Here is a 20,970-nt window from a genome sequence, read left to right as displayed (position 1 = left end):
GAGGATTATACCTGAGCTATGACCTCACGCGCCAGTTGAGGTCGGGTTTGATGCGGAAACATTGCGACTTAAAAGGTCGCGCAGTTGATTTTTCTCTTCGACGCTCAGTTCGCTTTGCCGCGCTTTCCTGAGTAACTGTTCGAGATTTCGCTCGCGTTGGCGGGCGGACAAGCTAGTAATGGTGTCGAAAAACTGTTGTTCAAGGTTATCTCCGTCAATCAGCCATTCCTTTTCTGCCAGCGCCTTGAGCAAACGACCCTGTTCAGTACCGTGCCACCGCGCGATCAACTGAAATGAGTTTAGCTTGGGATTCTTCTGTACGGCTTCGAGCAGTGCCACAAGCAACTGGGCGTTGGTCTGATTTTCATCGGCAATGTGCCCGGCGTCTTCGACGCGCTTGGCCAGTTGCGGATGATGGAGCAATGTTCTAAGGGCCGTCAGGGTCGGCGATTCGACGCCAATCGGCGTGCGCGGGCGCTGCTGTTCGCGATCGCCACCACGCTTGCCGTTCTTGTCCCATGGTTTCTTGTCCCACTTCTTGCCGCCGGCGCCGGGTTTCTTCGGCGTCCATTCCTGCTGCGGCGCGTACATGTCCTGTGCCTGCGGCTGATGGTAGTCGCTGTAGTCCGGCATGGCGTCGTAATCGAAGCCCGGATCGTAGGCGGGCGGTGCTTCCTGCGGCGCACTCTGAACCAATTGGCTGACGGTCTCGCTGCTCAGGCCGGTAATCTCGGTCAGGCGCTGACGCATGAGGATGCGCAGGTTCGCGCCTGGAACCTTATCGATCAATGGCGCGGCGAGGGTGGCCATGTGCGCCTTGCCCTCAAGTGAACGCGGGTCGGCTTCTTCGGTCAGTTGCTGGAAAAAATAATCGGCCAGCGGCTGCGCGTGCTGATTGATGCGCGCTTTGAAAGCGTCGGTGCCTTCGGCGCGAACCAGGGTGTCCGGGTCTTCGCCTTCGGGCAAAAACAGGAACCGCGCGCGACGACCGTCCTGCAGGCACGGCAGGGTCGCTTCCAGTGCGCGCCACGCGGCGTTGCGGCCCGCCTGGTCGCCGTCGAAGCAGAACAATACGTTCGGGACGACGCGAAACAGACGCTTCAAATGTTCTTCGCTGGTCGCGGTGCCCAGCGTGGCAACGGCATTGCGCAAGCCTTGCTGCGCTAGGGCAATGACGTCCATGTAGCCTTCGACGACAATGATCTCGTCAAGGTTGCGATTGTTCTTGCGCGCTTCATAAAGGCCGTAGAGTTCCTGGCCTTTATGGAATACCGGGGTTTCCGGTGAGTTCAGGTACTTGGGCTTATCGTCGCCCAGTACGCGACCGCCGAAGGCGATGATCCGTCCACGGGTGTCGCGGATCGGGAACATCACGCGATCACGAAAGCGATCATAGCGTTTGCCGGTTTCGGCGTTCTCGATCAGTAGGCCGGCTTCGATCATGGCTTTTTGTTGCAGGGTGTCGCTGCTCAGATGCTTGAGCAGGTTGTCCCAGCCCGGCGGCGCAAAACCGAGGCCGAAATCCCGGGCGATCTCGCCGGTCAGGCCGCGCCCCTTGAGGTAATCCACTGCAGCCTTGCGCGACGGATGACTCTTGAGCGCCTGCCGGTAGAAATCGGCGGCGGCGGTGAGCAGCGGATACAGCGGCGAATCGGTCGGCTGACGCGGCTTGCGCTCGCGACCGCTTTCTTCGCGAGGGATTTCCATGCCGGCGGCTTTGGCCAGATCTTCGACGGCCTGGGGGAAATCCAGGTTGTCGTGATCCATGAGAAAGCCGAGGGCGTTGCCGCCAGCACCGCAGCCGAAGCAGTAATAGAACTGTTTGTCGGGGCTGACACTGAACGACGGGGTTTTCTCTTTGTGGAACGGGCAACAGGCGGTGTAGTTCTTGCCGGCCTTCTTCAATTGCACGCGCGAGCTGACCACGTCGACGATGTCGGTGCGGTTCAGCAGGTCGTCAATGAAGCTCTGGGGAATCAGCCCGGCCATGGCGTTCTCGTCGTCTGCGCTGCAATAGGTCCGTTGCGACAGGCTGTCGGACGCGGGCCATTGCTGGAAACGCACAAAAAGTGCGGCTCGACCGGTGTCGTCTGCGTGATCGCTGTCGGGAAGTGTATCTGCCGAAAATCCACTGACGTTAGTACCTATCAGTCTTCGACTATGTGAAAGTGTTGCGCTGAATCCGCTGACGGCCGGTTGTCGGCCTCGGATAGCTCAATAAAGCGGGCACGCATGCAGGTGCCTTGGGCTGATCGTCGTAAGAGGAATCAGTGGGTGTGCTCGTCAGTAGCCTTGAAAGGCTCGTCAGAAAAGACGTGCACCGCTGGCAAAAGAGCCAGGCCTGACGCGGTGAAGCAGATTTGTCTCGGTCGCATCGGCGGCGTCGACGGTGAAGCATCAAGCGTTTTACGCAAATGCCATTAGCCCGGCTGAGGGCCGGGCTTAGGCAAGAAGCTTGCTACGAACGTCTGTGTATTAGTACAGACGAACGGCGCGGCGCTGTTCGCGCTGAACTTTCTTGGCGTGACGCTTAACAGCGGCTGCTGCCTTGCGCTTACGCTCAGAAGTTGGCTTCTCGTAAAATTCGCGGCTACGAACTTCAGCCAGTACACCGGCTTTTTCGCAGGAGCGCTTGAAACGACGCAGAGCTACGTCGAAGGGTTCGTTCTCTTTTACTTTGACGGCTGGCATCCAGAGCTACCTTCATTCATTACCGGGGTCAACATCCTCGCGGCAAAAGAGCACTTGAAGACGTCGGTTTTTAAGGGTTGCGGATGTTAACCCCTCATCGCTCGGAATGCAAAGCCTCTGATCGAAAACCGCTGGTCGGGGCATCACGTGGCGACTATTATGCGCGCCTTCGAATTCAGCCTAAACAAGGCGCAAACCCATGCTAGTACTGGGATTAGAAACCTCTTGCGACGAAACCGGCGTCGCATTGTATGACAGCGAACGCGGCCTGTTGGCCGACGCGCTGTTCAGTCAGATCGACCTGCACCGCGTCTACGGCGGTGTGGTGCCGGAGCTGGCTTCGCGTGACCACGTCAAACGCATGCTGCCCTTGATCCGTCAGGTGTTGGCCGAGGCCGACTGCGTGCCGACCGAGATCGATGCAATCGCCTACACCGCAGGTCCTGGCCTGGTTGGCGCGTTGCTGGTCGGTGCTTCCTGCGCACAGGCGCTGGCGTTTGCCTGGGGCATTCCGGCCCTCGGTGTGCACCACATGGAAGGCCACTTGCTGGCACCGATGCTGGAGCCAAAACCACCTGAATTCCCGTTCGTCGCTTTGTTGGTCTCTGGCGGTCATACCCAGTTGGTTCAGGTCGACGGCATTGGCCAATACAGCCTGCTCGGCGAGACGCTCGACGATGCGGCCGGCGAAGCTTTCGACAAAACCGCAAAGATGATGGGCCTCAATTACCCTGGCGGACCGGAAATCGCCAAGCTGGCCGAGAAAGGCGTCGCAGGACGTTTCACCTTTCCGCGTCCGATGTGTGACCGTCCGGGGCTGGACTTCAGCTTCAGCGGCCTGAAAACCTTCGCCCTCAACACCTGGCAGCAATGCGTCAGCGCCGGGGACGACGGCGAGCAAGCCCGTTGCGACATCGCGCTGGCGTTCCAGCAGGCTGTGGTGGAGACTTTGACCATCAAGTGCAAGCGCGCCCTGAAACAGGCGGGCATGAAGCGGCTGGTGATTGCCGGCGGCGTCAGCGCCAACAAGGCTTTGCGCGTTTCGCTGGAAAAAATGCTCGGCGATATGAAGGGCGATGTGTTCTACGCGCGCCCGGAGTTCTGCACCGACAATGGCGCGATGATCGCGTTTGCCGGTTGCCAGCGCCTGAAGGCCGGTCAGCAGGAAAGTCTGGCAATCACCGTGCAGGCACGCTGGCCGATGGAGCAGTTGTCGGCACTGTGATGAGCGATGCTCACGAAAGGCATTTAAAAATGCCGTTCGCGCCCGGCAAACAGGTCGCGTAGATTGCCGCGATGACGCCAGACAATCAGCAAGGTCAGCGCGCTCATTGGCAGCAAGGCTTCCGGCTCTTGCCAGGCCAGCAATGGCAGGGTCAGTGGCGTGGCAATCAGCGCCGCCAGCGAGCTGGTGCGGGTCAGGTAGAACGTCAGCAGCCAGGCACATACGGCCAGCAGCGCGGCGGGTGGATACAGGCCGAGCAGCATGCCGGCGGCAGTGGCAACGCCTTTGCCGCCGCGAAAGCGGAAGTACAAAGGGAACAGGTGACCGATCACGGCGCATACGCCGATCCAGGCCTGATCCTGCAGCGAAAGGCCAGCGCTGGAGGCGATCAGCACCGGCAGCAGGCCTTTGCACAGATCACCGAGCAGGGTCAGGATCGCCAGTTTGCGACCGGCCAGGCGCAGCATGTTGGTGGCGCCGGCATTACCCGAGCCACTCATTCGCGGATCCGGGTTTCCGGTCAGGCGGCTGAGCAAAATGGCGAAGGACAGCGAGCCGAGCAGGTAGGCGAGAATCGCCAGTAACCAAAACATGCTAACTATTCCGGGCGAGGACGCCCTGATTCTAACGGCGCATCGCGCCCTTGTCGTGCAGCGGAGAGAAGTGCTTGGACAGAGTGTTTATCGAGGGCCTGGAAGTCGACACCGTGATCGGTGCCTACGACTGGGAGCGCGGCATCCGTCAATGCCTGCGTCTTGATCTGAGCTTCGCCTGGGACAATCGCCCGGCCGCCGCCGGTGACGATCTGACCCTGGCGCTCGATTACGCCAGTGTTTCCACGCGCATCCAGGCCTTTGCCGAGCAGGCGCAGTTCCAGCTGGTCGAGACCTTTGCCGAGCGTCTGGTTGAAGTGCTCATGGCCGAATTCAAGATCACCTGGGTGCGGCTGAAACTGACCAAGCCGGGCGCGGTGCCGGCGGCCAAGGGTGGTGTGGGTGTGGAGATCGAGCGCGGATGTCGCTGACTCAGGTCTACCTCGGGCTCGGTAGCAATATCGAGCGCGAAACCCATTTGCGCGCCGGTCTCGATGCGCTGGCCAAGTTTCTGGTGGATATCCGTTGTTCGGCAGTGTTCGAGAGCCAACCGGTGGGCATCAAGAGCGGGCCGTTCTTCAATTTCGTGGTCTCGGCCTACACCGATCTGCCGTTGATGGAGCTCGATCGCCGCTTGAAATTCATCGAAGCGGACAACGGTCGTTATGCCCCGGATCGCAAGGGTCTGCCGCTGGATATCGACGTGCTGCTGTATGGCGATCTGGTGGGTAACTTTGATGGATTGATTCTGCCGCGTGTGGAAATCCTGAAAAATGCTTTTGTACTGTGGCCGCTTTCGCTGATTGCGCCGCAGCGGGTTCACCCAGGGGTGGGCAAGAGCTTTGCGACGTTGTGGGCCGAGGCGCAGATTGATCAGGTGTTGGCGCCGGTTGCGTTCGAATGGAATGGGCAGCAATTGACTCCGTCGAATCTTTAAAGCAAAAAGATCGCAGCCTTCGGCAGCTCCTACCGAGGAATTTGCGTTTCCCTGTAGATACCGTCTTGAGCCTCACCGGGCAAGCGCAAGTTTCGGGTCATATGGCAGTCCAGACTTGAGCACTCCGTAAACGAAGTGCAGCAGCTTGCGCATTGCTGCGCAGATGATCTGCTTGGGGGCCTTGCCGTTGGCCTCCAGGCGTTCTTTCATCGCCTTGATCGCCTTATTGTGTTTCAGCGCCACCATGCCAGGCATGTAGAGGCCTGCACGCAGCCGTGCCGACCCTACTCTTGAGATCAGGGTATGACCTTTGAGCTTTCCTGATTCCTGCAGCTTTGGATTGAGCCCTGCAGCAGCGACCAGTTGGCGAGGATCACTGTATTTGCGCAAGTCACCCAGTTCGGCCAGCAATCGTTCAAGCGTTTTTTGTCCGATGCCGTCGATGGTGACGATGAGATCCCGCATCTGACGCATATCCGGGTCGTCATCGATGTGTTTTTTGATCGCCTTGTGCGTTTCTACGATCTCTTTTTCAATATGGCGCAGAACGGAGTTGATCGAGTCTTTGACCTTTTCGTCGGAAACGTCCAGACGATTAAGCTCCATTTGTTCCATTTCCTGAAGGTCATCCAAGCGGCGCACCATTGCTTTCAACTGGCGGTATTTCAGCGGCTCAGGCGCCCATGGGTGAAGTTTTTGATCTTTTTCCCGGGCAAAGTCGGCGATCAGTTTGGCATCACTTTTATCAGTCTTGATGCGGCGCAGTTCGCTGTCAGCGTACGCTTTGGTCGTAGCCGGGTTCACGACGCAGACCCGGAAGCCTTTGTTGTAAACGAACTCCGCGAGTTCCAAGTGGTAAACGCTCGTGGCTTCCATCACGATCAGGGCCGAACGCTCGGCGTTTTTTTCTAGCCACGCCTCAAACTCTTTAAAGCCCTTTGGATCGTTGGCCAGCTTGGCCTTGGTTTTGTGCTTGCCGTTGGGCTGGTGTGTAGCGATATCAAAGGTGTTCTTTGCGATGTCGACGCCAACGAAACCGGACATGATCGTTTCTCCACTTGTTCCCTGTTGCGATCATCACGTCACTCTGTCCAACCTTGCGAATGCGGGCTCTCGCCGCAGGCGGGCCCAAGATACCGTGCGAACTGTACGAGTGAGTGTGGAGGGCTGGAGCACGATCTACGTCACAGGCAAAAAGCCTAAGGAGCTGCGCGGCTTCCAAGTCCCTCCCTCGATGATCAGTCGAGAACTATCGCTCCTGACGGAGCGTTAGTCGAGATACAAGGAGCTGCCGAAGGCTGCGATCTTTTGATCTTGCTTCAGGCGCTGTCTTTGTAGTTTTTCAATGCTTTCAACCGTTCACGCTTCAGCGCTTCGCCCAATTCCGGCCCCTTGAGTCCCTGCTCCAGCAAAGGCTGCACCGCCACCGCTCGCGCAGCTTGCGCCGCTCCGCGCAAATAATCCGCCTGTGGATAACTGCGCTGCTCCAGGCCCTTGCGGCCACGGGCGTCCATCTCGCACGCGACGATAAACTCTTCGAAGCGCTGCGGCCGGCGATAGATATCGAAGCTCTGCAATAACTCCAGCAGCGTCGAGGCTTTCAGCTCCAGCGCCCGGTGCCCATGGGTGTGATACTGCCCGACCAGCAGCGCCAGTTCCTGACAGTCCTTGGGGACCTTGAAGCGCTCGTTGACCGCTTTGATCAGCTTCAGCCCCGTGTGCTCATGGGCGATATGCCGGGGCCATTCTTCTTCCGGCGTCAGACCTTTGCCCAAGTCGTGCAGCAGGCAGGCCCAGCGCACCGTCAGCGGCTGCTTGTGCAGGGCCGATTGCTCCAGCACGCTCAAAGTGTGCAGGCCCGTGTCGATTTCCGGGTGATGAGTTTCCGGCTGCGGCACGCCGAACAAGGCGTCGACTTCCGGCATCAGTACTTTCAGCGCGCCACAGTCGCGCAATACCTGGATGAACACCTGTGGGTGATCTTCCATCAAGGCGCGGGAAATTTCCTTCCAGCTGCGCTCGGCAGTCAGCGCTTGCAGTTCGCCGGACTCACTGAGCTGCCGCATGAGGTCCATGGTTTCATCGGCGACCGTGAAGCCCAGCCCGGCATAGCGCGCGGCGAAACGGGCAACGCGCAGCACACGCAGCGGATCTTCGGCGAACGCCGGGGAAACATGGCGAAGGATTCGTGCTTCGAGGTCGCATTGACCATGATACGGATCGGTCAGGTTGAGTTGATCGTCCTCGGCCATGGCATTGATCGTCAGGTCGCGGCGAATCAGGTCTTCTTCCAGCGTGACTTCCGGACTTGCATAGAAGGTGAAGCCACCGTAACCGCGACCGCTCTTGCGCTCGGTGCGGGCGAGGGCATACTCCTCGCCGGTTTTCGGGTGCAGAAACACGGGAAAATCTGCGCCGACCGGGCGAAACCCTGGGCGAGCATTTCCTCCGTGGTAGCGCCCACCACGACCCGGTCGACATCGGTGACCGGCAACCCTAACAGGCGATCACGTACCGCGCCGCCAACCTTGTAAACCTGCATAAAAAACCTCCGTCAGTCCGACAGGATAACCCTTGCGTCAGACTTTCGGAGGCCGGAACCGGATCAAAGATGAATCACGGCCAGATCGAGCCGGCCGTAATCGCCCTCGTTGTGCTCACTGCGTGGCGGCACGTGATGGGTTTTCATGATCTGGTCGCCCTGCAGGGTTTCCAGATGAATGTCGAAGCCCCACAGCCTATGCAGATGCTTGAGCACTTCCTCGGTGGAGTCGCCCAACGGTTTGCGGTCGTGCTGCTGATGACGCAGGGTCAGCGAGCGATCGCCGCGCCGGTCAATGCTGTAGATCTGCACGTTCGGCTCACGATTGCCGAGGTTGTACTGCGCAGCCAGGGTTTCGCGGATGATTCGGTAGCCGCCCTCGTCATGAATGGCTGGCACCAGCAGGTCGTCCTTCTGGTCGTCATCGAGGATGCTGAACAGTTTCAGATCGCGAATCACCTTCGGCGACAGGTACTGCAGGATGAAGCTCTCGTCCTTGAAACTGCTCATGGCGAACTTGATGGTCGACAGCCAGTCGGAACCGGCGATGTCCGGGAACCAGCGACGGTCTTCTTCGGTGGGCTCTTCGCACATGCGCCGGATGTCGCGGTACATGGCGAAACCCAGCGCGTAGGGATTGATGCCGCTGTAGTACGGGCTGTCAAAGCCAGGCTGAAACACCACGCTGGTGTGCGAGGTAAGGAATTCCATCATGAAGCCGTCAGTGACCAGACCCTCGTCATACAGATCGTTCATCAGCGTGTAATGCCAGAACGTCGCCCAGCCTTCGTTCATCACCTGGGTCTGGCGCTGCGGATAGAAATACTGGGCGATCTTGCGCACGATTCGCACGATCTCGCGCTGCCAGGGTTCGAGCAACGGTGCGTGTTTTTCAATGAAATAAAGAATGTTTTCCTGCGGCTCGGCCGGGAAGCGGGCGTTGTCCTTGTCGCTGTATTTGTCAGCGCCCTTGGGGATGGTGCGCCACAGATCATTAATCTGTTTCTGCATGTGCTCTTCACGATCCTTCTGCCGCCGGCGCTCTTCTTCGGCGGAAATCGGATACGGGCGCTTGTAGCGGTCGACACCGTAATTCATCAGGGCGTGGCAGGAATCGAGCAGATCTTCCACTGCATCAATGCCGTGGCGCTCTTCGCACTGCATGATGTACTGCTTGGCAAACACCAGGTAATCGATGATCGAACTGGCGTCAGTCCAGGTGCGGAACAGGTAGTTGCCCTTGAAGAAGCTGTTGTGGCCATAGCAGGCATGAGCCACCACCAGGGCCTGCATGCAGATGGTGTTTTCTTCCATCAGATAGGCGATGCACGGATCCGAGTTGATCACGATCTCGTAGGCCAGGCCCATCTGACCACGACTATAGGATTTCTCAGTGCTGAGGAAGTGTTTGCCGTAGGACCAGTGGTGGTAACCCAGCGGCATGCCCACCGAGGCATAGGCGTCCATCATCTGCTCGGCGGTGATCACTTCGATCTGGTTGGGATAGGTATCCAGCGCATAGCGGGCCGCAATCCGGGCGATTTCGCGGTCGTAGGTCTGGATCAGCTCGAATGTCCATTCAGAGCCGGTGGAAATCGGCTGGCGTTTCTGCTCTTTGGCGGTCATGTCACTAACCTGCGCTGGAAGAGTTCACGGAAGACCGGATAGATATCTCCGGCCGAGACCAGTTGCTGCTGGGCAAATGTGTCAGAGAAGGCTTCGGCGATGCGTTCGTACTCGTACCACAAGGCCTGATGTTCGCGCGGGGTAATCTCCACATAAGTGTAGTACTGCACAAACGGCATGATCTGGTTGATAAGGATGTCGCGGCAGATCGGCGAATCGTCATTCCAGTTGTCGCCATCGGAGGCTTGAGCGGCGTAGATGTTCCACTCGTTGCTCGGATAGCGCTCTACCATGATTTCCTGCATCAGCTTCAGAGCGCTGGAAACAATGGTGCCGCCGGTCTCACGAGAATAGAAAAACTCCTCTTCGTCCACTTCCCGGGCGCTGGTGTGGTGACGGATGAATACCACGTCGATCTTGTCGTAGTTACGCTTGAGGAACAGGTACAGCAGGATGAAAAAGCGCTTGGCGATGTCCTTGGTCGCCTGCGTCATCGAGCCGGAAACGTCCATGAGGCAGAACATCACCGCTTTGGAGCTGGGGTTCGGTTGCTTGACCAGCAGGTTGTATTTCAAGTCGAAGGTGTCGAGGAACGGCACGCGATGGATACGTGCGCTGAGTTTCTCTATTTCAGCTTCGAGTTCCTGGATATCGCCGAAGTTGTCCGGTTCTTCGCGTTTGAGCCGCGCCAGCTCTTCCTTGGCCTCGCGCAGTTTCGCGCGACTGCTGCCGGACAAGGCAATACGACGCGCATGTGCTGAGCGCAGGGTGCGGATGATATTGATGCGTGAGGGGTTACCTTCGTTGCTTATCCCCGCGCGTACGGTTTTGAACGTGTCGGTGCCGGTCAGGTTGCGTTTGACCAGGTTCGGCAATTCGAGGTCTTCGAACATGAATTCGAGGAACTCTTCCTGAGTGATCTGGAAGACGAACTCGTCCATGCCTTCGCCGGAATTACCCGCCTTGCCCGGACCGCGTCCACCGCCGCCTCCCGGTGGACGGGCAATATGTTCACCGGCCGTGAACTCTTTGTTACCGGGATGCACCACGGTCTGTTTGCCGCCGCGTCCGTGATGAAGCACCGGTTCGTCGATGTCGCGACCGGGAATGCTGATCTGTTCACCATGCTCCATATCGGTGATGGAGCGCCGGCTGACTGCCTCTTCGACAGCCTTCTTGATGTGGTCACGGTAACGTCGCAGAAAACGCTGACGGTTCACCGTGCTCTTGTTCTTGCCATTGAGGCGTCGGTCGATCACATAGCTCATAAGGCCCCTCCGGGGAGCTTCAAGTTTTGAGCTGCAAGCTGCAAGTCGAAGCGATTGGGCCAGGATTCAGCCTCCGCGCGCTCTTTCTTGCAGCTTGTGGCTTATAGCTTGCAGCTGCCTCACTGCGACTTGCGGACCCGCAGGTACCATTCGGACAGCAGGCGTACCTGTTTATCGGTGTAGCCACGTTCAACCATTCGCGTAACGAAGTCGTTGTGTTTCTGCTGATCCTCCTTGCTGGCCTTGGCGTTGAAACTGATGACGGGCAGCAGGTCTTCGGTGTTGGAGAACATTTTCTTCTCGATGACCACCCGCAGTTTTTCGTAGCTGAGCCAGGTCGGGTTCTTGCCGTTGTTGTTGGCCCGGGCGCGCAGGACGAAGTTGACGATTTCGTTACGGAAATCCTTCGGATTGCTGATGCCGGCCGGTTTTTCGATTTTTTCCAGTTCTTCGTTCAGCGCCACGCGGTTGAGGATCTCGCCGGTTTCCGGATCGCGATACTCCTGATCCTGGATCCAGAAATCCGCGTACAGCACGTAGCGGTCGAAGATGTTCTGACCGTATTCGCTGTAGGACTCGAGGTACGCCGTCTGGATTTCCTTGCCGATGAACTCGATGTAGCGCGGTGCCAGATATTCCTTCAGATAGCGCAGATAACGCTCGCGGGTTTCGGCCTGGAACTGTTCCTGTTCGATCTGCTGTTCCAGCACATAGAGCAGGTGCACCGGGTTGGCGGCGATTTCGTGCGGGTCGAAGTTGAACACTTTGGAGAGGATCTTGAAGGCGAAGCGGGTCGACAGGCCATTCATGCCTTCGTCGACACCGGCCGAGTCACGGTACTCCTGAATCGATTTGGCTTTCGGATCGGTGTCCTTGAGGTTTTCACCGTCGTAGACGCGCATCTTCGAATAGATGTTGGAGTTTTCCGGCTCCTTGAGGCGCGACAGCACGGTGAACTGCGCGAGCATCTTCAAGGTGTCCGGTGCGCAGTGCGCCTTGGACAGAGAACTGTTGAAAAGCAGTTTGTCGTAGATCTTCACTTCGTCGCTGACGCGCAGGCAGTACGGCACTTTGACGATGTAGATCCGGTCGATGAACGCCTCGTTGTTCTTGTTGTTGCGGAAGGTATGCCACTCCGATTCGTTGGAGTGAGCCAGCAGGATGCCGGTGAACGGAATCGCGCCGAGGCCTTCGGTACTGTTGTAGTTACCTTCCTGCGTAGCGGTCAGCAAAGGGTGCAGCACCTTGATCGGTGCCTTGAACATTTCGACGAATTCCATCAGGCCCTGGTTGGCCCGGCACAGCGCACCGGAGTAGCTGTAGGCGTCGGCGTCGTTCTGCGGGAATTCTTCAAGCTTGCGGATATCGACCTTGCCGACCAGCGCCGAGATGTCCTGGTTGTTCTCATCACCGGGTTCGGTCTTTGCCACGGCGATCTGATTGAGGATCGACGGGTACAGCTTGACCACGCGGAACTGGCTGATGTCGCCGCCGAATTCGGCCAGGCGCTTGGTCGCCCAGGGCGACATGATGGTGTTCAGGTAGCGCCGTGGAATGCCGAAATCTTCCTCGAGGATTGCGCCATCTTCGGTGGCGTTGAACAAACCCAGGGGCGATTCGAAAACCGGTGAGCCCTTGATGGCGTAGAAGGGCACCTTCTCCATCAATTGTTTCAGCTTCTCGGCCAGGGACGATTTACCGCCACCGACGGGGCCGAGCAGGTAGAGGATCTGTTTCTTCTCTTCCAGGCCCTGGGCCGCGTGGCGGAAATAGGAGACGATCTGGTCGATGCATTCTTCCATCCCGTGGAAGTCTTCAAAGGCCGGATAGCGGCGGATCACCTTATTGGAAAAAATGCGCGACAGCCTCGAGTTGGTCGAAGTGTCGAGCAGTTCCGGTTCGCCGATAGCCATCAATAGACGCTCGGCGGCGGAAACGTAGGCGCTCCGGTCTTTCTTGCACAGCTCCAGGTACTCTTGCAGCGAGAGTTCTTCCTGGCGTGTGGACTCGAAGCGTTGTTGGAAGTGGCTAAAGATACTCATGACGTCACCTCGCTCGATACGTGGAGCCGACGCCGGATCACTCAGTCGATGCTGGCAGCAGTCGCTGTGGCAGCTGCTGTTTACCCCCAGAATTCTTCCACGGTCGACAAACCGCGAAAGCTACTCCCGATGACCCGCGCGCCGGTGTACCGGCTCTCCCCTGTTTTGGATGGCCTGCGCTTAAGGATAGTTGGGAATTCGAGAGGTAAAGGCGAGATACGTAATTAGTTGTGGCAGACCGTTCGTCTGCCGCGCGCAGGCCCACGGCAGCCGGGGCCTGCGCCGCGCAAAAATTATTCGGCGGTGCCTTGCGCGGTTTCCGACGGATAAGTCGTACGCCACAGCTCAAAGCCGCCGTCCATGCTGTAAACGTCGGAGAAGCCCTGGCTGACCAGATAGGCGGCTGCGCCCTGGCTGGAATTGCCGTGGTAGCAGACCACCACGGTCGGTGCATCAAGGTCGGCACCTTGAATGAAAGCGTGCAGCGAATGGTTGTCGAGATGCTTCGAGCCGCTGATATGCAGCGCGGCGAAGGTCGCTGGATCGCGTACGTCGACTACGACTGCGCCCTGTTCACGCAGGGCCTGCGCCTGTTCTGGGGGATTCGTTTGAATTCGCTCATGGCGGGTTCCTGTAGCTCAACTGAAAGTGCAGTCTAACGCGGTGCGCCGACTGGCGAAGATTCGGGGATAAGTGGCGCGACCGTGTGTGCAAGCCCGCCGTGTTCATCACATTTGCATGACAGACGTTCGCCGCTGTCGACGTTCATCAGTGTCAGGCTGCCGCCCCATACGCATCCGGTGTCCAGCGCTGAAATGCCCGGCTCGTGGATGTTGCCTTCGAGCGCTGCCCAGTGGCCAAAAATGATGCGCAGGCCTTTGGTCTTGCGTTCTTTGTGCTGAAACCACGGTTTGTAGCCGGGCGGGGCGCTGTCGAGGCCTTCCTTGCTCTTGAGGTCAAGCTTGCCCTCGGCGGTGCAAAAGCGCATGCGCGTGAAGTAATTGGTGATCACCCGCAGGCGATCGATGCCTTTGAGGTCGTTGTCCCATTTTGCCGGCTCGTTGCCGTACATGCCGTCAAGGTAGGCCGGGAAGACATTGTCGTCGCGCAGTGCAGTCTCGACTTCGGCGGCGCATTTAAGGGCACGGCGCAGCGACCATTGCGGCGGGATGCCGGCGTGGACCATGGCGACATCACGGATTTCGTCGTAATGCATCAGCTTCTGCTGGCGCAGCCATTCCATCAGTTGCGGGCCATCGGGCGCCTCGATGATTTCGCGCAAGGTGTCGCTTTTCTTCAAACGCTCGATCTTTTTCGCGGCGGCCAGCAGATGCAAATCGTGATTGCCGAGGACACAGACCAGCGATTCGCGCATCTCATAGAGAAAACGCAGGGTTTCCAGCGACTGCGGGCCACGGTTGACCAGATCGCCAACCAGCCATAGCCGATCCAGCGCCGGGTCGAAGGCAACTTGCTGGAGCAGGCACTTGAGCGGCTCGAGGCAGCCTTGCAGGTCACCGACGGCGTACGTCGTCATCAGTGCAGGGCTCCGGGTACAGCGAGGCGAAACGGTTTGATGACTGCATCGAAATGTTTGCCGTCATCGGCGAGCATTTGATAAGTGCCCTGCATGGTGCCGACCTTGGTGGTCATCACCGTGCCGCTGGTATACGTGTGGCTCTTGCCTGCATCGATCAACGGTTGCTGGCCAACGACGCCTTCACCGCGTACTTCTTCGACATGGCCGTCACCATCGGTAATTACCCAGTGCCGGGCCAGAAGCTTGGCGGCAAGCTCGCCGTTGTTCTGCACGGTGATGGTGTAGGCGAAGGCGAAACGGTCGTGTTCGGGTTGCGATTGGTCTGCCAGATAGTGAGTGACGACGCTGACATCGACCTGATAACGGGAATCGGACATGCAAGAGGGCCTTAACGAAGCGGAACGCGGGGCGTAGCTGATGGGGAATCAGTCTAGGCAAGTATCGGGCAGTAAACCAGAGTGGTGTGCTGCCCGATAGCGTTCATCGCGGGTCAGTCGGCGGCGGGAGCTGCCGGGACCTGTATCGCGAGCTGGTCGGCCAGACGCACGAATGCGGCCAGATCCAGTTGCTCGGGACGCAGGCTGCCATCGACGCCAGCGGCTTCGATCTCGGCATTGCTGAGCAATTGCTTGAGGGTATTGCGCAAGGTTTTGCGGCGCTGGTTGAAAGCTTCGCGCACCACGCGCTCCAGCAGCTTGTGATCCTTGGCCGGGTGCGGCAGTACCGCGTGGGGCACGAGACGAACGATCGCCGAATCTACTTTCGGCGGCGGATTGAACGCGCCCGGTCCGACGTTGAACAGATGTTCTACACGGCAGTGATACTGAACCATGATCGACAGACGACCCCAATCACCGCCACCCGGGCCTGCGGCCAGACGCTCGACCACTTCTTTCTGCAACATGAAGTGCATGTCACGAATGATGCCGGCGTTGTTCAGCAGGTGAAAAATCAGCGGCGTGGAGATGTTGTAGGGCAGGTTGCCGACTACCCGCAGGCTGTTTGGCGCGGCGTTCAGCGAATTGAAGTCGAACTTCAGCGCATCGCCCTGATGCAGGTTGAAATTGCTCATGCCAGCAAACTGCTGATTGAGGATCGGAATCAGATCCTTGTCCAGTTCCACCACGTCGAGTTGCGCGCCAGAGCCAAGCAAACCTTGGGTCAGGGCACCCTGACCGGGGCCGATTTCCAGCAGGCGGTCGTCAGGCTTGGCGTGAATGGAGCGCAGAATGCGGTCGATAACGCCGGCATCGTGGAGGAAGTTCTGACCAAAGCGTTTGCGCGCCTTGTGTTGGTATTGCTCGTTCATAAACGGGTCTCGGCCATCTGGTAGGCGGTTTCCAGGGCGACTTGCAGGCTGCCGGTGTCGATCCTGCCGCTGCCGGCCAGATCCAGGGCGGTGCCATGGTCGACCGAAGTGCGGATGATCGGCAGGCCCAGCGTCACGTTGACGGCAGCGCCGAAGCCCTTGTACTTGAGCACGGGCAAGCCCTGGTCGTGATACATCGCCAGCACTGCGTCGCAGTGCTCCAGATATTTGGGGGTAAACAGAGTGTCGGCAGGCAGCGGGCCACGAAGGTCCATGCCCTCGCCGCGCAGGCGCTCTAATGTCGGTTCGATAATGTCGATTTCTTCATGGCCCAGGTGGCCACCTTCACCGGCGTGCGGGTTGAGGCCGCAGACCAGGATGCGTGGCCGGTCAATGCCGAATTTTTCTTGCAGATCGGTGTGCAGGATTCGCGTCACTCGCTCCAGCCGTTGCGGGGTGATCGCGTCGGCAATCTCGCGCAGAGGCAGATGCGTGGTGACCAGCGCCACGCGCAAACCGCGAGTGGCAAGCATCATCACTACTTGCGCGGTGTGCGTCAGATCAGCGAGGAACTCGGTGTGTCCGGAAAACGCGATGCCCGACTCGTTGATCACGCCTTTGTGCACCGGCGCGGTGATCATCCCGGCGAAGTCGCCGTTCAGGCAGCCATTGCCGGCACGGGTCAAGGTTTCGAGGACGAACGCCGCGTTGGCCTTGTCCAGTTCCCCTGCGACTACCGGTGCGCTGAGCGGAGTGTCCCAGACGTACAGGCTGTTGGTCGGCGCTGGAACATCTGGCCACTGCCCTGGCGCGACATCCAGCAGATTGACGACCAGCCCCAGTTGCGCGGCCCGCTCAAGGAGCAGGTCGCGGCTGGTAATGGCAATCAGGGGATGTGGCTGGGCTTGCGAGGCGAGCAGCAGGCACAGGTCGGGACCGATGCCGGCTGGTTCGCCGGGTGTCAGCGCGAAACGCTTGGGTTTCACTGCGCTGCCTGGTCTGCACCAGGGAGTTTTATTTCTACGTACGCTTCGTCACGGATCTGCCGCAGCCAGGTTTGCAGCTCTTCGTCGTATTTGCGGTTGCGCAGTACGGTCATGGCTTGCTGCTCACGGGCCTGTTCGGTGCTGTCGGTGGCGCGACGGCCAAGGACTTCCAGCACGTGCCAGCCGTATTGCGTCTGGAATGGCTTGGACAGCTGACCTTGTGGGGTCTTGGCCATCACCTCGCGGAATTCCGGCACAAGTACGTTCGGGTCGATCCAGTTCAGGTCGCCACCATTGAGCGCGGAACCCGGGTCTTCCGAGTAGTTCTTCGCCAGCTCGGCGAAGTCTTCGCCGGCAGTGATGCGGTCGTACAACGATTGCACCAGTGCCTTGGTCTTGGCCTCGTCGCGGATCGGGCTCGGCTTGACCAGGATGTGGCGCACATGAACCTCGTCGCGCATCTGCGCTTCGCCGCCACGTTTGCCCAGTAGCTTCAGAATGATGAAACCGCCCGGTGTACGTGCAGGTTGGGTGATGTCGCCGACGGCCATGCTGCTCAGTTCACGATCGAAAGGCGGTGGCAGTTGCGCGGCTTTACGCCAGCCCATGTCGCCGCCTTCCAGCGCATTGTCGCTGCCGGACTTGGCAACAGCCATCTGACCGAAGTCGGCGCCTTGCTTGAGCTGCTGGTAAACCTCCATGGCCTGACGCGCGGCGCTCTGAATAGCATCAGAGTTGGCGCTTTCCGGAGTCGGGATCAGGATGTTGGCCAGGTGCAGTTCTTCGGACAGCTGCATTTTGCCAAGGTCGGAGGCGAGGAAGTTTTTCACTTCCTGCTCGGAAACCTGAATACGTTCGGCCACACGACGCTGACGCACACGGCTGATGATCATCTCGCGCTTGATCTGATCACGGGCGTCATCATAGTTCAGGCCATCGCGAGCGAGCGCAGCACGAAACTGATCAACAGTCATGTTGTTGCGCTGAGCAATGGTGCCGACAGCCTGGTTCAGCTCTTCGTCAGTAATGCGGATGCCCGAACGTTCGCCGATCTGCAGTTGCAGGTTTTCTACGATCAAACGCTCGAGCACTTGCTGATCGAGCACGCCCGGAGGCGGCAGACCGCCACCGCGCTTGGCGATGGTCTGCTGAACTTCGTGAACGCGCTGGTCCAGTTGGCTCTGCATGACCACGTCGTTATCGACGATCGCCACCACTTTATCGATGGACTGTACGGCGGCGTTGGCCGCCGTACCGGAACAACGCGCCCAGCAGCACCGGGCGCAGACAATCAGAAAGCTTGGTCTTCACGTTCACGATAACCTTGAATGCCTTTGTCGAGGAAGCTCTCTACCTTGGCGCCAGTCAGGCCGCCGAGTCCCTTCAGAACAATTTGGAGGAAAATGCCGTGGTCGCCTTTCTCGTTTTCCGGAGCTTCCTGACTGAACTCGTCATAGGAGACCCAGTAACGGTTGATCAGGCGCAGTTTCCAGCAGCAGTTGTCGTATTCGAAACCACCGAAAGCTTCCAGCGTGCGATTGCGGTTGTAGTCGTACTGCCAGCGGCTGATGGCGTTCCACTGCGGAACGATCGGCCAGATGACCGAGAAGTCATGCTGCTGGATCTTGTAGTAGTCCTTCACGTAGCCAGGCTGCCCGGGAACGCCGTAGTCACCACCGCCCACAGTCCATTTACCGGTGTTCTGGTCATACCGGACCTGGTCGTTGCGATAGCGATAGCCCGCGTTGATGACCTTGTTCGGGTTGTCGGCTGGCTGGTAGTGGAACATCGCACTGCCGGAGCGCGGGCTGCGGCTGTCCGGGTCCCAGTTGTAGTCGGCTGTGGCGCGCCAGTCGCGGTTCCAGCGGTATTCATATTCAAGCGCGTATGGCGAAACACTGGATTTCGCATCTTCGCGCGTTTTTGGATCGATACCCGGCAATTGAACTTCGCGGTTCTTGAAGTAATAGGCCTGACCCACGCTGATGCGTTGACGTTCAAAGCCGTTCTCTTCGATCCAGCGGCTGGTCACGCCCAGCGATAGCTTGTTCTCGTCGCCGACACGATCGGAGCCGGTGAAGCGATTATCGCGGAACAGCGACGAGTAGTTGAACGTAGTCTCGCTGGTATCAAACACAGGGATGTCTTCCTGGTCGACCTCTGGGACATAGAGGTAGAACAGGCGTGGTTCCAGGGTCTGGCGGTAGTCTTTGCCGAAATAGGAAGTATCGCGGTCGAAGTACAGTCCGCTATCGATGCTCGCAATCGGCACTGCGCGATTCTGGTTACTGCTGAAATCGCCGCTGATGTATTTGGTGCCTGTGGCTGCGGCATTAGCCTTTTGATCGATGATGTCCTGTTTGCCGCTGCTATCCAGATCCAGTTGATATTGGGTGTATTGGTACTTGAGCGTCGGTTTGAAGAAACCGTAAGTCCAGTTCAACGGCAGACTGATGGCGGGCGCCAGGTTTAAGCGGTCGCCGTTGGCGCGAGCCAGACCGGTTACGTTTTCGTCGAGGCGGTCTTTCCCGTAGAGACCGGTAAGCGGGTCGAATGGACCACCGTTCTCGTCCAGATATCTGCCAGTTCTGAGATCGCGGTCAAACCTTACGAGCTCGGTGTTGTACGAGAAATCCAGGCCGCCAGGATGATAGGGCAGAGACCCCATGAAGGTGATCTGCGGCAAGCGGTCATACGGTGTAATGGCCGAGACGGTCGCGAGCTGGTAGGACTGTGCATTGATCGCAGCGGCGTAGCTGTCGCCCCGATATGTCACTGTGCCTTGCTGGTTCACGAAGTCCGAGGTCTTCACACCGATCTGGTCGGTTTCGAGATCCTGGAAGTAATAAGGATCGCTGATTTTGGTGTAGTCAACCGTGGTCAGCACACGGGAGTCGAGCCCGCCCTTGTGTTGCCAGTTGTACATGTAGCGGGTTTTCTTGGAGTCGGTCTGCAAATCGCGCTCATCGCTCTCGTCGTTGAGATACGCAGCACCGAACTGACCTTCACTCGACTTGGTCAGGTAACGGAATTCGCCTTCCACCAGCATGCCGCGCTTGCTCATGTAGCGCGGGTACAACGTGGCGTCATAGTTCGGCGCCAGGTTGAAGTAGTAAGGAGTGACCAGCGTGAAGCCGGTGTCGGTGCTCGAACCGATGGTCGGCGGCAGGAAGCCTGACTGGCGACGGTCGTCGATCGGGAAGTAGATGTACGGGGTGTACAGAATCGGGATGTCTTTGACGCGCAACGTCACGTTGGTTGCGGTACCGAAACCGGTCGCCGGGTTCAAGGTGATGTTGTTGCCCTTGAGCTGCCACGCGTTGCTGTTAGGTTCGCACGTGGTGTACGTGCCGTCCTTCAAGCGGATGATCGCGTTTTCGGCACGCTTGGCATACAGCGCATTACCGCGGATACGCGATTTGTGCATCACGTATTCGGCGTTGTCGACCTTGGCTTCACCGGTGTCGAGCTGCACATCGGCGTGGTCGCCGACGATCAGTGCGCCGTTGTCGCGGATGCGCACGTTGCCGGCCAGTTCGCCACGGCTCTCGGCCTGATACAGATTAGCCTCGTCAGCTTCGACCTGCATGCTGCCCTGACGCATGATCACGTCACCGGCGAGGCTGGCGACCTGGGTGTCCTGCTCGTAACGCGACGCTTTGGCACCAATGAAGGTCGGCGCGTCACTTTTATTCGTCTTGTCATTCATGCCAGGACGAATCGGTTCGATATAGGAACCAGAGCAGTAAGGACCAGTCTCGGCCAATTGCGCAGCGGTGAGCTTCTCGCGCGGAACCCAGTCGAGGTGACTGTAGTCTTCGCTACGGGATTTCAGGCCGCGGCCCTTGGACTCAGTGACCAGTGCGGTTTTTGCACCGGTCTCTGCGCCGGAACCGTTGTCGGCCGGGGCCTCGCCAGCAGAGCTGACGGCACTGCCGTCATGCACCGGACGCGGCGGCAATGCCGCGGTGGGCGACTTGGGCGCACAGTCCCAGCCACCCGTAGCCGAGACGGAGCAGTCATACTGCTCGGCGGCAACAACGAATTGACTGGCCAGAGGTTGCATAGCCAGCAGACTGCCGGTTACCAACAACGGAAATTTTTTACGAAACGCGGGGGATTTCAATGCCATCTTATTAGTCCGGGCTTCCTGCGTGCCATCTGCCCGCGGTGTGGGCCGCACGCCTCTCGATGGTCTGAAAAAGATGCTG

15 protein-coding genes and 3 pseudogenes are annotated in these 20,970 nt (G+C 58.7%); 3 read left to right on the top strand and 15 right to left on the bottom strand.

Annotated features, from left to right (window positions below; translation table 11 throughout):
• Positions 1-24: 24 nt before the first annotated feature.
• Positions 25-1,989, bottom strand: a complete 1,965-nt coding sequence (gene dnaG, locus ACZZZ4_RS06295; RefSeq protein ID WP_076564352.1) for a DNA primase — start codon at positions 1,987-1,989, stop codon at positions 25-27.
• A gap of 486 nt (positions 1,990-2,475) precedes the next feature.
• A complete protein-coding gene (rpsU, locus tag ACZZZ4_RS06290) occupies positions 2,476-2,691 on the bottom strand; it encodes a 30S ribosomal protein S21 (protein ID WP_002551877.1) in 216 nt (71 codons plus the stop codon).
• Positions 2,692-2,890: 199 nt separating this feature from the next.
• Between rpsU and tsaD the strand changes: the two genes are divergently transcribed.
• Positions 2,891-3,916, top strand: a complete 1,026-nt coding sequence (tsaD, locus tag ACZZZ4_RS06285; protein ID WP_039757706.1) for a tRNA (adenosine(37)-N6)-threonylcarbamoyltransferase complex transferase subunit TsaD — start codon at positions 2,891-2,893, stop codon at positions 3,914-3,916.
• 23 nt (positions 3,917-3,939) lie between these two features.
• Here tsaD and plsY read toward each other — a convergent pair whose 3' ends face one another.
• A complete protein-coding gene (gene plsY, locus ACZZZ4_RS06280) occupies positions 3,940-4,509 on the bottom strand; it encodes a glycerol-3-phosphate 1-O-acyltransferase PlsY (RefSeq protein ID WP_024014548.1) in 570 nt (189 codons plus the stop codon).
• A gap of 74 nt (positions 4,510-4,583) precedes the next feature.
• On the opposite strand from plsY, the gene folB reads away from it, so the two are divergent.
• Together folB and folK are read left to right on the top strand one after the other, a co-directional pair.
• Positions 4,584-4,940 (top strand): dihydroneopterin aldolase, encoded by a 357-nt coding sequence (gene folB / locus ACZZZ4_RS06275; protein WP_016772885.1) that lies wholly within the window; start codon positions 4,584-4,586, stop codon positions 4,938-4,940.
• Positions 4,931-5,446, top strand: a complete 516-nt coding sequence (gene folK / locus ACZZZ4_RS06270) for a 2-amino-4-hydroxy-6-hydroxymethyldihydropteridine diphosphokinase (protein ID WP_463547448.1) — start codon at positions 4,931-4,933, stop codon at positions 5,444-5,446. Before folB ends, folK begins: the two co-directional genes overlap by 10 nt.
• A 72-nt stretch (positions 5,447-5,518) precedes the next feature.
• On the opposite strand, the gene ACZZZ4_RS06265 is transcribed toward folK, so the two are convergent.
• The 12 genes and pseudogenes from ACZZZ4_RS06265 to ACZZZ4_RS06210 all read right to left on the bottom strand — a co-directional run bounded on the left by ACZZZ4_RS06265 (position 5,519) and on the right by ACZZZ4_RS06210 (position 20,891).
• On the bottom strand, positions 5,519-6,490 hold the full coding sequence (locus ACZZZ4_RS06265) for an IS110 family RNA-guided transposase (protein ID WP_056786210.1): 972 nt from the start codon (positions 6,488-6,490) through the stop codon (positions 5,519-5,521).
• A 275-nt stretch (positions 6,491-6,765) separates the two neighbouring features.
• A pseudogene (locus tag ACZZZ4_RS06260) lies at positions 6,766-7,988 on the bottom strand (multifunctional CCA addition/repair protein).
• 63 nt (positions 7,989-8,051) lie between these two features.
• Positions 8,052-9,614 (bottom strand): SpoVR family protein, encoded by a 1,563-nt coding sequence (locus ACZZZ4_RS06255; protein ID WP_463547447.1) that lies wholly within the window; start codon positions 9,612-9,614, stop codon positions 8,052-8,054.
• Positions 9,611-10,882, bottom strand: coding sequence for a YeaH/YhbH family protein (locus ACZZZ4_RS06250; protein WP_463547446.1), 1,272 nt, complete (start codon positions 10,880-10,882; stop codon positions 9,611-9,613). Before ACZZZ4_RS06250 ends, ACZZZ4_RS06255 begins: the two co-directional genes overlap by 4 nt.
• A gap of 119 nt (positions 10,883-11,001) precedes the next feature.
• A complete protein-coding gene (locus tag ACZZZ4_RS06245) occupies positions 11,002-12,924 on the bottom strand; it encodes a PrkA family serine protein kinase (RefSeq protein ID WP_039757710.1) in 1,923 nt (640 codons plus the stop codon).
• 293 nt (positions 12,925-13,217) lie between these two features.
• Positions 13,218-13,546, bottom strand: a pseudogene (gene glpE, locus ACZZZ4_RS06240) (thiosulfate sulfurtransferase GlpE).
• 33 nt (positions 13,547-13,579) lie between these two features.
• Entirely contained in the window at positions 13,580-14,461 is an 882-nt protein-coding gene (locus ACZZZ4_RS06235; RefSeq protein ID WP_463547445.1) for a symmetrical bis(5'-nucleosyl)-tetraphosphatase, read from the bottom strand.
• On the bottom strand, positions 14,461-14,841 hold the full coding sequence (gene apaG / locus ACZZZ4_RS06230; protein WP_039757715.1) for a Co2+/Mg2+ efflux protein ApaG: 381 nt from the start codon (positions 14,839-14,841) through the stop codon (positions 14,461-14,463). The genes ACZZZ4_RS06235 and apaG overlap by 1 nt, the downstream gene beginning before the upstream one ends.
• 113 nt (positions 14,842-14,954) lie before the next feature.
• On the bottom strand, positions 14,955-15,773 hold the full coding sequence (gene rsmA, locus ACZZZ4_RS06225; protein ID WP_463547444.1) for a 16S rRNA (adenine(1518)-N(6)/adenine(1519)-N(6))-dimethyltransferase RsmA: 819 nt from the start codon (positions 15,771-15,773) through the stop codon (positions 14,955-14,957).
• Positions 15,770-16,759, bottom strand: coding sequence for a 4-hydroxythreonine-4-phosphate dehydrogenase PdxA (gene pdxA, locus ACZZZ4_RS06220; protein WP_463547443.1), 990 nt, complete (start codon positions 16,757-16,759; stop codon positions 15,770-15,772). Before pdxA ends, rsmA begins: the two co-directional genes overlap by 4 nt.
• Positions 16,756-18,076 (bottom strand): annotated as a pseudogene (surA, locus tag ACZZZ4_RS06215) (peptidylprolyl isomerase SurA). Before surA ends, pdxA begins: the two are co-directional and overlap by 4 nt.
• Positions 18,051-20,891, bottom strand: a complete 2,841-nt coding sequence (locus ACZZZ4_RS06210) for an LPS-assembly protein LptD (RefSeq protein WP_463547442.1) — start codon at positions 20,889-20,891, stop codon at positions 18,051-18,053. Before ACZZZ4_RS06210 ends, surA begins: the two are co-directional and overlap by 26 nt.
• Positions 20,892-20,970 lie beyond the last annotated feature (79 nt).

The sequence above is a fragment of the Pseudomonas sp. AC252 genome (genome assembly GCF_979258105.1).
This window is presented reverse-complemented; position numbering and strand designations above follow the sequence as displayed.